This is a genomic window from Barnesiella sp. CU968 (assembly GCF_905219685.1).
In the GTDB taxonomy this organism is placed as follows: domain Bacteria; phylum Bacteroidota; class Bacteroidia; order Bacteroidales; family Muribaculaceae; genus Lepagella; species Lepagella muris_A.
This window is the reverse complement of record NZ_CAJMXD010000047.1, coordinates 1-11,847: the sequence shown is the minus strand read 5'-3', so window position 1 is coordinate 11,847 and position 11,847 is coordinate 1. Positions and strand designations below refer to the sequence as shown.

The 11,847-nt window shown below is 43.7% G+C and carries 9 protein-coding genes; all 9 read left to right on the top strand.

Going from position 1 to position 11,847, the window contains the following annotated elements:
* Positions 1-304 precede the first annotated feature (304 nt).
* Positions 305-775, top strand: coding sequence for a hypothetical protein (locus tag JX312_RS03430; RefSeq protein WP_204457083.1), 471 nt, complete (start codon positions 305-307; stop codon positions 773-775).
* Complete coding sequence (locus JX312_RS03425) at positions 772-1,035, top strand: helix-turn-helix transcriptional regulator (RefSeq protein ID WP_123407190.1); 264 nt, start codon at positions 772-774, stop codon at positions 1,033-1,035. The genes JX312_RS03430 and JX312_RS03425 overlap by 4 nt, the downstream gene beginning before the upstream one ends.
* A gap of 25 nt (positions 1,036-1,060) precedes the next feature.
* The gene (locus tag JX312_RS03420) at positions 1,061-1,885 is read left to right on the top strand and encodes a helix-turn-helix domain-containing protein (protein ID WP_204457082.1); all 825 of its coding nucleotides are present in this window, start codon (positions 1,061-1,063) and stop codon (positions 1,883-1,885) included.
* Between the two features lie 97 nt (positions 1,886-1,982).
* Positions 1,983-4,040, top strand: a complete 2,058-nt coding sequence (locus tag JX312_RS03415; protein WP_204457081.1) for a TonB-dependent siderophore receptor — start codon at positions 1,983-1,985, stop codon at positions 4,038-4,040.
* Positions 4,041-4,395: 355 nt separating this feature from the next.
* Complete coding sequence (locus JX312_RS03410; protein ID WP_123407198.1) at positions 4,396-4,770, top strand: BlaI/MecI/CopY family transcriptional regulator; 375 nt, start codon at positions 4,396-4,398, stop codon at positions 4,768-4,770.
* Between the two features lie 2 nt (positions 4,771-4,772).
* Entirely contained in the window at positions 4,773-6,080 is a 1,308-nt protein-coding gene (locus tag JX312_RS03405) for a M56 family metallopeptidase (protein ID WP_204457080.1), read from the top strand.
* Between the two features lie 170 nt (positions 6,081-6,250).
* Positions 6,251-8,746 carry a hypothetical protein gene (locus JX312_RS03400; RefSeq protein WP_370541469.1) on the top strand — a complete coding sequence of 832 codons (2,496 nt, stop codon included), beginning with the start codon at positions 6,251-6,253 and terminating at the stop codon, positions 8,744-8,746.
* A gap of 11 nt (positions 8,747-8,757) precedes the next feature.
* A complete protein-coding gene (locus tag JX312_RS03395) occupies positions 8,758-9,612 on the top strand; it encodes a GLPGLI family protein (protein ID WP_204457078.1) in 855 nt (284 codons plus the stop codon).
* A gap of 924 nt (positions 9,613-10,536) precedes the next feature.
* Positions 10,537-11,760 carry an IS4 family transposase gene (locus JX312_RS03390; protein WP_204457077.1) on the top strand — a complete coding sequence of 408 codons (1,224 nt, stop codon included), beginning with the start codon at positions 10,537-10,539 and terminating at the stop codon, positions 11,758-11,760.
* Positions 11,761-11,847: the final 87 nt, after the last annotated feature.

Sequence of the window (11,847 nt, the reverse complement as noted above, 5' to 3'; positions counted from 1 at the left end):
TTTCTTGCAATTAGGCAAGAATCCATGTCGTTTTTTTATGACTCTGTCTCAGGAAATCATTACTTGCGAAACTTAAAATTTTTAATTCGACTTTGTTCTATTCTTCTGACGGCATTTTCCCGACATGTCGGTTTTCTGACCTACTTTCTGATCTATTTTCTGACCAAGTCAGACTGGATTTCTATGGCCTCTTATTGTTTATTAATGCTCCAATGGATAGTACGGTCAAATTTAATTGCACAATTTTACATTTATGTAAAACTTTTTTCGTAACTTTGCGTTGACATTATAAACGCAAGGTATTATGAGCGAAGTAGAACTCCTTTTGGTAAACAGCAGCGAAAGTTGCACCATGTACACAATACAATTCTTGTCTGACGAACAGAGCGAATTTGAAAAATTCGTTTCTAAATTCAGACAAGACGCTGAATTGAATCCTGATTTTCAGGCTATCATGCGTTTTGTAGAACAGATTTTATCTAATGGAGCATTGGAGAGATACTTCCGCAGAGAGGGTAAGATGAGTGATTCTGTTGTTGCTCTCCCTGTTCTGAAATCGAAACTCCGTTTATATTGCCTTCGTTTGACAGATAAAATTCTAATCCTCGGCAACGGTGATGTCAAGCGCAGCCGCACTTACGAGGAAGACGATACGCTTCAAGGTTACGTCATTGACTTGCAGAAGTTTGAGCGTCTGCTTAAACAGGAAGTACGTGCCGGTAACGTGGAGATTACAGAAAAAGAGATACTTACCGATAAAACTTTTGAAGTATGAGAACTGCTAATATATCGTTACAGGAGATTTTTAACGAAATCCCGATTGAGAAACGCGAGGAAACCCGTCTCTCTTTTGCAATTTCAAATCGGCTTGCCGCTCTTATGCAGGAAAGAGGGCTTAACAAAAAGCAGTTTGCAGAGGCTCTCGGCAAGCGTCCTAATGAAATTACACGATGGTTGAGTGGTGAGCATAATTTCACCATTTCTACCCTCGCCATGCTGTCGACTTTCTTTGGCAAGTCGATTATAAACGTATGAATATGCCATGAAATCAACCGCTACTATGAAGAATAATTTATCTGCCAATTCCGGTTCAGCACTTCGTTATGGTATGTTCATTCCATTGGCTTTAATGATAGCGTCGGTTATTACCTGTTGCTTATCATACTCAAACGCTAAACAAAATATCGCAGATGACCTTAATGATGCGATGTTTGCTTTAGCTAATAAGAATAGTGAACTGTGGACGCGTCCCGACACTATTGCTGCCATACGGCACATGCACGAAACCACCCATAAGCCTTTGATATATCAGGCATCGGATGTCAATTTCAGAAACCCGTCGCTGAAAGACGTGACGTACTTTACACTTGCGCTTGTTGATACTAAAAGTGCTTCGCGTGGAATCGGAGGAAATAAGATAGCATCTGATTCCATTATGCTTATGCCCGAACACGCTGCTGAAGGGCTTGCAATACAAGTTCAGGGGTTTGCCGATTGTTCAATGGCTTCGATTTTATATGCTTCGGATCAGACATTACCGGGAATTCTGTTCGTGCTCTCTATTCTCTCAATGGCAAGTATGCTTATCTGGAAAAGAAAAGAAACTGAGACACCCGATGCAGAATTTATTGCCATTTCCGCATCTCCATCGCTTGACGGTATCAAACTCACTCCCATGCAGCGTCAGTTGACTCGAATGCTTCTTGAAGCACCGGGCATGAAAGTCGATAAACGAAGCTTGTGCGAATCTCTCTGGGGTAATAAAAATAATGCCGAGGAATCGCTTTATACTCTTGTGAAACGCACAAAGAACGCTCTTGCCAAGGCAAACATGGAGATTGTATGCAACCGGGGCGACTCTTACGAACTTCGAATAAATAGCTGATTTACAATTCTGTCAGAATTTGTCAGATAAAAGTTAGACAAATTTTTAGGTCAGATTGAGGCATTTTCACTTGCTTTGCAGGAAAATTTCGTAAAGCATGAGAAAATTTATTTTTATTTTTGCGTTCTTGTTTCCATTATTGGCACAAGCCCAACAAGAAGTCAAGACGGACTCCGTAACCACTCTTGACGAGGTAGTGGTTACGGCAGAGATGGTGAACCGTTTCTCTGACCATAAGGACTATGTACTTACGCGGTCGGAAAAACAACAGTTTCCAACGGCGATTCAGGCAATACAGACATTGCCCAAGATTTTGGTATCTGATCTGACGATCAGTTCCAGTGATGGTAAAGGTGTGAAGATACTGATTAACGGTGTCCCGTCATCATCGGTAGATCTTGCATCTATCCCAAGCGATAACATCTCAAAGATACAATACTATTCCCAGCCTCCGATTCAGTATTCCAATATGGGATTGGGAGCGGTTATCAATGTGATTACGAAGCAACAGACCGGTGGTTCCTTGATGCTTAACACATTGAATGCAGTCACCACAGGATTCGGTAATGACGTGGCGAGTCTGAAATATAACTGGGGGCGTTCAACATTGGGAGTGATGTATAACATCAACTATCGCAATTATAATGACCGCCGTCTTGATGAAGAAATTTCGTATCCATTGGTGGATGGTTTCTATTCCAAAACACGAACCGGACGCAAAAGCCCGTATGCTTATGAGCAGCATCTGGCTGAATTAATCTATTCAAATGTAAAGCCGGATGATTATGTGTTCAATGCAAAGTTTTCACTTGGAGCTCTAAACCGCAGACGCTCGTCTTTACAGGACTTAGTTATGACTCGTCTTGGCTCAGATTTGCAAGGAACAGCGTCAAGCCACGACAAGGACAAATATCTCAATCCCTCGCTCGATTTATATTTCAATAAAATCTTTGGTCGCCATGAATTGACATTCAATGCCGTTGGTACCTACTATAATTCATCATACAATTACTACTATTCAGAAAGTGGAATTGATGATGGATTCACAACAAAAACCAATATTGAGACTGATAAATATTCTCTGATCGGGGAAGGATGGTATGGCTACACAATCAAGCCCATGACAAAATCCCTTGTCGGTGTCAGATATGCCTATAATACAGCATCACAAAAATATTCGGACTTATCGACCACAACCAACGAATTATATACCTACGCAGGATTGAATGGCATGATTGGACAAAAGTGGAATTATTCTCTGAGTCTTGGACTTAACGGCAATTATTTCAAGGATATGAATGGACGGAACCATCACTACTATTATTTTCGTCCACAACTCAATGTCGCATATTTCATCGACAGATCATCTGAACTTACGTTGAACTATGAGGTCAACACACTTAACCCAACCATATCCCAGCTGACATTCAATCCTTATTACAAGGATATTGATTATCTGTATGTTGGTAATCCAAATCTAAAACCACAAAATACACATGCCATCAGTCTTTCGTATTTCAAAGGGGTCAGAAAATTCGTAATCAATCCAGAGGTTTCATATACTTATGGCAAGAGTCAGATTGCTCCGGTCTTCAGCACTAAAGACGGAGTGATAAATGAGACAATCGACAATCTTAAATGGATGCAATACTACAAGGCGAGCTTGTTCATGCAATGGATGCCGTTGTCTAACAACCTCCTGCGCCTACGGTTGTATTCAGAAATAATGTACACACGAAACAGCTATATGGGTCAGAAATGGAACCATACAGGCTATACCATAGCACCCTCGGTATATCTGAATTATAAAAAATGGTCGGCGGAAATATTCTATCAGACAGAGACCGAAATGTTATCCGGGCAAATACTAACCACTCGTCCGAGCATGGCAAAAGTTGAGATATCATACCGACCAATACAGACAATGACAGTTGGCATAGGCATACGTTATCCGTTCTATGAATCATGGAAACAGACACAGAAAACATACGGAACAAAAGCTCTCTCAACTTCAACTGTTGAGAGAATCAAGAACAACGCCAATATGGTATATGTGAACTTTGTGTATAACTTGCCATTTGGTAAGCCATCTAAATCTCCCAAACAGAAAATTACAAACTCCGATAAAGATTCCGGTATATTCAATCGCTTATGATGATTGGGCAATCTTATATTGAAAAGCAAAAAAACACTTTTTACCAAAGCAATTAACTCCTTGAAATAGGGTAGAAACAGCGAATCATACATAGACAGCGCAGGCAGGCGATTTTGAGAATCGTCTGCCTGCGTGGTGTCAGAGGTCGGGGGTGCGAAACGATGGGCGAGTTGTCTATGTCGGGGGCTGGTAGCGTTGCGGCGGATCGGCAACGAGATACCCGACAACTCCGAAATCTATATACACTTTTGCGTACATTTACCGTTACCAACCCCAGTCTTAACAATTATTAACTACAAGTAATAGTTATAACTACAAAATATAGTTGTATCTTTGTGCCATCAATATTTCATGTATGGAAAAACTAACCGCAAAAGAGGAAGAAGTGTTAGGGCTATTCTGGAAGAAAGGTCCGCTCTATGTAAGAGAGATAGTGGAGCTTTATGAGGATCCCAAACCTCATTTCAACACTATCTCAACCATAGTGCGCGCTCTTGAAGAAAAGGGATATGTCGGTCATACTCCCAAAGGAAAATCCTATCAATATTATGCTATTGTTGCTGAGGAAGACATGGGAAAGAAATCCCTGTCCTCAATCGTGGGACGATATTTCAAAAATTCATACCTCCGTGTTGTCTCCTCATTGGTTGAAGATGGCAATATTCCTGTAGAGGACCTAAGGAAATTGCTTGACGAAGTAGAAAAATCCCATAACAATAAAACAGACTGAATATGGGCGGACTTTTATCATACTCTCTATCCGTTTCGGTTTTTATTCTTATGCTATACCCTGTGTTGCATCAGATAATAAACCGTAGCCGCCATTTTCGCTTCAACAGATTGGCTGTTATTACCGGGCTTCTGCTGTCGCTTGCTTTGCCATGTATTCTTGATTCAACGCTAATTTCACTACCGTCGGAGACGGTTGTCACAAATGTGGATTCTGTGATGAATATGAATTCTACGTTGTCTGTAATGAAAACGACGAGCGTAGAGAACGATTCAGTACCTGCTTTCCCATGGCTTTCCATTGTTCTTATTGTCTATCTCTCAGGCATAGTCGTTTTATCTTGCCGTGAAATCATATCATTCCTACGCTTGCTCAGAATGATTGCTGTCAGTGAGAAAAAGAGAATAGATGGTGTTACAATCTGTCGTATAGCAGATGATGTCATCGCGCCTTTCAGTTGGGGCAACTATATCTTCATGCAAGATACTGAATTAGATAACTCATCGTGCATCTATATCCACGAAAAGGCACATACCGTCCAACGACATTGGATTGACGTACTCTTTGCCGACCTTTTTTGTATCCTGCTATGGTATAATCCCTTCGCATGGATGACAAGACAACTTATGAAACTCAATCATGAGTTTGAGGCAGACGAGGCGGTTATCAATTCAGGAATAGAAACATACGATTACCAAAGATTGCTGGTGGTCAAAGCGATGGGCAACAGATCTATTTCGATAGCGAATAGTTTTGCGGCAGATAAGCGCAGTTTTCGTAAAAGAGTTCTTATAATGAGCAAGAAGCGTCCGCCAAGGAAGACCATGCTGATTGCACTCTGCGCAATTCCAGCTGTCGCTCTTGCGGGTACGGCATTGTCAATGCCTGTTTCATCCCGTTTTCTTTCAGAAATATCAGGTTATAGTCTTCGCGAAGAACTATTATCAGAAGAAACGCAACCGGGTTCTACGCCTCAAGTTCTGGATTTAGAGTCTAACCCATCAAAACCGGAGACCGAAACACATACAGTTATCCCTTCTCCTTTTGAGGACCAAAAACCTTTGGCGGATATTATCCGATGTTCTGTTGAAACAATCCAACCTGATAAAGACACTAAAGTAAATATTGAGATTGTGGTAGATGAGGATGGAAGAGTCAAGGATGTTTCAGTCGATACTCCGGACGGAGCAGAAGTTGCTGCCGCTATAAGTCGAAATTTTAACGGCGTAAGGCTTGAACAGATGATCGACAGTGGCCGACTCGTTAAAGTCCACTTTGTAGTTCCGGTTCAACTAAAGAAAAAGGAGTAATTAGAATAATACATATTATTTGATTGGGTGTCAAATCATTGGCACCCAGCCATATCCTTACCCTTATGAAACAGGCTTCAATTATACTGTTAATGGTGTTTTGCGCTGTGTTGCAATGTTTTAGCCGGAGTATTATAAGCGGTGTTGTCAAAAACGACGAAGGTGCTGCTGTGGACTTTGTCAGTGTGATTGCATCGCCGTCAAATGCTCCTAAAACCATCTTGTCATCTGCTTTAACAGACGAAAACGGCAAGTTTCAAATATCGGTTAAAAGCGAGTGCGACAGCCTTATTCTAAAAGCGTCGAGTGTCGAGATTGCTCCGACGGAGATTATAGTACCCAACCGCACCGGTAATTATGAAATTATAGTGGAGAACCGCGCCGTCGAACTGAAAGAGGTCGTTGTAAAGTCGAAGAAAGTATATTCGCACGGCGACACCATAAATTACAACGTAGGCTCTTTTCTCTCACAGACAGACCAGACGATAGCCGATGTCTTGAGGAAAATGCCGGGTATTACAGTGTCGGATGCCGGACAGGTATCTTATCAAGGCAAACCCATCAAGAATTTCTACATCGAAGGTCTTGACCTAATGAAAGGACATTACGGTATTGCCACAAATAACATCGACCCCAACAACATCGCGACCGTGCAGGTATTGGAGAACCATCAGGACATAAAGGCACTCAAAGGTCTGCGCCCGGAGGAACAGGCCTCAATCAACCTGCGGCTCAAAGAGGGAGTCAAAGGAGTTCTCAATCTCATTGCAACACTTGGAGGTGGCTATGGCAACGTGGGACTATGGAACAACTCTGCGATTGCAACGTATTTCCGTCGCAACAGCCAGTTTCTTGCGACATACAAGGGCAACAACACCGGAGAGGACTTGTCGCAGGAGCTGTATTCCTTCGACAACGATTATTCGCGTACAAGCAATATCTCGACAATCTCCATGCCGTCGGCTCCGGGTATAGACAAGCACTTCTACTATTTCAACCGCTCGCATAACGCCACATTCAACAATGTATATCGCGTAGGGGAATCAGGTGAGTTCGGTATCAACGCAGCTTATCTGAACGACCGCGACACGAGGCAAAGTCATTCTGCAACTACCAATTATCTGCCCGACGGCGGAGTGAACACCGTTGATGAAATGATGGACGGCACTGCGCGTATGCAGAAAGCCTACGGCGACCTTACATTTATGAACAACGGCGATGAAAGCTATCTCAAAGAGCAGCTTAAATTTGATTGGAGTACTATCAATGCCGACAGTCGTATTGTAGCCGGAGGCGACAATGTGAGCCAGATTGGTGAGACCGACACTTACCGCCTGCTCAACAAATTTCACATGACGCACCGCAATTCCGCTGACCGTGGCTTTGAGATTTCCTCGCTTGTCAACCTGGAAAAGAGACCGCACAGCCTGTCTGTTTCTCCCAATCTGTTCCCCGACATCATACCAGGTGATATGCTGTATCAGCATGTGGATTACCACAATATATCCACCGAGAACCGTGCGGGATTGCTTTCAGCGTTCAAGGTTGGCAATTTCACGCTTCACCCCTCGGCGATAGTCAACTATCATCACAATTCACTCGAAAGCAGACTTGATGCCGCAGACAACGACCTTACACTCGAATATCTCGATGCCGGAGTTGGTGTAGAAATTATGTACAGCACGCGCAAAATTCATGCCTCACTCTATATGCCTTTAAAATATCGCTTGTTCCGGCTGAACAACAGGCTTGATGGTGATATTACCGACAAAAACCGTTTTCGTGTCGAGCCGTCGCTTAACTTCACATATAAATTCAACAGTAGCCATAACCTCAAAGCGGCGGCAATGCTGAACTATATGACGCCCTCGATTGAAACGCTGTATTCAGGTCACATACTGACATCTTACCGCCAGTTGTCAGCTTACGACGTGGCTGGGCTGTACGAAGGCATGAATCAGCATTACACGTTAGGCTACGATTTCAAGAACATTCTTTCAATGAGTTTCGCCGGAGCGGAGGTTTCATGGAACAGACAGTCGCCCGAAGTGTTATATGGTTCTTACTACGACGGCATAGTGCAGCGTACCATCAGTCGCCGTACATCGGAGAACGGAGATATGATTTCGGCAAAAATTCATGCAAGTCAGGGTTTCGACTGGAGACATCTGAAAATCGGAGCCTCGGTTACATATTCTTATTACGACAGTCCGCTGCTCGTTCAGGACGAGGTGTTGCGCTACTCCGGCAACAGCATAGGAGTGAACGCTGATATCAGCCTGACGCCGTTCAAATGGTTAGGTGTATCTTATCAAGGCAACTATTCGCAGTCGGCGACACAGCAGAAAGGATATGACAGATTTCCGTGGCTGCGCACCGTAACGAACAAGGCTTCTCTCGACTTTACAATTCCCGGAGGCGTTACGCTGACTACATCGCTTTACCATTACTTCAACAACTTCAACGACGGCGACAAGTCCTTCCTTCTGCTCAATGCGGAGGCGAAGTACACCATAAAGCGTTTCAGCTTTACGCTGTCGTGCGACAACCTGCTCAACCGCAAGTCGTATGTGTATTCCAATCTGTCGGCTCTCACGGAGTCAAAGGCAATCTACAACATACGCCCTCGCAGTGTGTTACTCAAAATCCGATTCAGAATATTCTAAAATACACCGTTATGAAATATCTTTTATCCCTACTTTTTGTTTCCCTGTGGATTACAGGTGCAGCACAGGAAACCTGCTCCCGGATTATTGACCGGGCTATGTCTGTTGATACCGCCCGATACAAGGTTACATATTCGCTTAAATATAAATTCCACCCCGACCAACGGGTCGTCCTCAACGACACAAGGATTGTGCAGATAGGTAAACGTAGCGTCAAAGATTACAGCGACATAATCAACCACTTCGATTCGTTGGCAACCGAACAGATCAGGCGCGGTGCAGACTCATATTCAAATGTGTCGGGCAATCCGTGGCCTTTGGAAATCATCAGACCTATTCGGGGAGAGAAAGCCGATTTGAAATACCGGCTGTCAATGTCCGCTTTCTTTGTCTATTCTGATTCTGTTCCAACGCTGGAATGGAGTTTCAGTGATGAAACCACCGATTCGATTATGGGCTATGACTGTCGTAAGGCAACTGTTGAATTTGCCGGACGAAATTATACGGCATGGTTTACGCCTGAAATTCCCCTGCCTTTCGGTCCTTACAAATTCGGAGGTCTGCCAGGTCTTATCCTAAAAATAGAAGATGCTGAAAGACAATTTGTCTGGGAGGCAATCGGATTTGAACGCACGAACAATCCCATAATGGAATATACATACCGTGACGGCAACGATAAACGATGCTCGGCAACCGATGTTGAAAAAACTCTTGTACGCTATTTCAAATCGCCGGTCGGTTTTATGATCTCAGAGATGGGCGGAGATAGCAACAGGGTTCATATTGTCGGCAAGGATGGCAAGGTGATGAATAATGCCGATGCAACCCGAATGTCAGTTCCATATATACCACTCGAAATAAAATGAAGATATTATCCCTAATAGCACTCTCCCTGTTCATGTCAGGGTGTGCCAACGCACAGTCAACTACCACAACGGCAAAACTAAAAATATCCGGGGAGTCTTTACCTGCAATAAGGCAGGTGACGGACATGAAAGTATCCGGTGATACATTGCTGTTTGTCTTTGAATGTGAGGATGGATACGGCCAACGGCTTCTTCGTCATGCAGTTATCGACAACTCTAACAACACAATCAGTATAAGCCCGGACATGGGCAAACGTGAGGACGGATATTATACTTCCTATATGCCTTATCCTTTTATCTACTATAATGGCGCACNCCGCGTTGTCGGGCAGCACGNTTGTGAGATTTTTGCCGTCAAGAATGATACAGCGTTTGTCAGGACACGGCAGTATCTGATGGACAGCAACAGCACTGTGCCTTTTCCTCTTTCACAGTACGTTCAGGATGTATATATGACCGGCACGGACAAATATGTCTTTATTGGACGTGAGCCAAACGGAGGTCGACAGTATGCCATGACCGCTGACCTTACTACATCAAAAATTGATACAATCAGACAGATTAACATTTCTCCCGAATTACAGACATGGATGCCTAGCACCGGGGAAATGGTCTATTCTGATAAACACAATAGGCTCGCTTTTGCCTATAAACTTCACCCAGTCATCAAGATATTCGACACCGACGGAAAGACAATCAAATCGGTAAAAATCGGAGAGGACACCTTCGACCCAAAGACGCTTGAAGAAGCCGACTTCGAGGCTATGAATAGTCTACATACGGTAGATGTAACCTGTACGTCTAATTATATATTATTACTGTCCGCTAAACTTTTTTTGAGCGATTGAAAAATTAGGGCTGACACCTATTGCAGGAGTCAGCCCTAAATGGTTACTTTGCTTTTGCGACAAAACATAGATAACCATGAGCAAAAGTAGTAATTTCTTCGGACAGCCGATATATGGACAGCTGATAAAATCACTCAATCGTGAAAAAATTGTTGAATTCAGCCGAAAACACGGCGGAGAGAAGTATGTAAAGAGCTTTGACGGCTATACGCATCTGCTTACGATGCTCTATGCCGTGATCCAGCGCTTCGACTCATTGCGTGAGATAGAGACATCTATGACAGCGGAGGTTCGCAAACTGCACCATGTCGGAATTGATACTGTACCAAAGCGCAGCACCCTGTCGGATGCAAATGCCCGACGGTCAGAGAAGTTCTTTGAGGATGTCTATCGCGACCTTTATGCAGCCAACAAAGACATTCTTTCATCGGACAGCAGACGCAACGGCACGGAAGAGTGGATAAAGCAGCTTAGGATTATCGATTCCACTACAATCACATTGTTCTCCAACGCTATTTTCAAGGGTGTTGGTCGACATCCCAAAACCGGAAAGAAGAAGGGAGGTATCAAGGTACACTCGGTAATACATGCCAACGAGGGCGTCCCCTGCGACGTGCAGTTCACTTCGGCGGCCACCAATGACTCTTTCATGCTTGCTCCGAGCCATTACAGCCACAACGAGATAGTCGCTCTTGACCGCGCCTATATCAATTATGCCAAATTCGAGGAACTGACGGACCGTGGCGTTGTATATGTCACCAAAATGAAGAAAAACCTCAGTTATGAGGTACTTGTAGACTGTATGCATCAGAATCCGCAGGGACTGATGGAATACCGTGAACAGGTCGTGGTGTTCCGTAAAGACGGTATAAACCACATCGCCAGAATAATTACATACGTTGACATCAAGAAGAATGGGAAGCCAAAACTCATATCGCTTCTGACCAATGACTTCGACATGCCGCCAGAGACAATCGTTGCGATATACCGCCGCCGATGGCAGATAGAGTCTCTTTTCAAGCAGATCAAACAGAACTTCCCCTTGAGATACTTCTATGGCGAGAGCGCCAACGCCATCAAAATCCAGATATGGGTTACACTCATCGCAAATCTGCTGCTGTCAGTACTTCAAAGCANACTCGAAAGACGTTGGAGCTTCTCAGGACTGGCTACAATCGTCAGAATTGTGCTGATGTATTACCTNAATCTCGAAAAGTTCCTCAATCAGCCCGATGCAGACCTGAAAATCATGCTCGCCGAAGCATCGGAATCGCCTCCCGAAGTTCCTGAAAACTGCTGAGGGGGCTTGTCAAATACAAAAAGTAAGCCCAACTTCTGCCGTTCAGGAAGTTGGACTCGCCTTTTTATGGTTTAGCGGACAGTAATA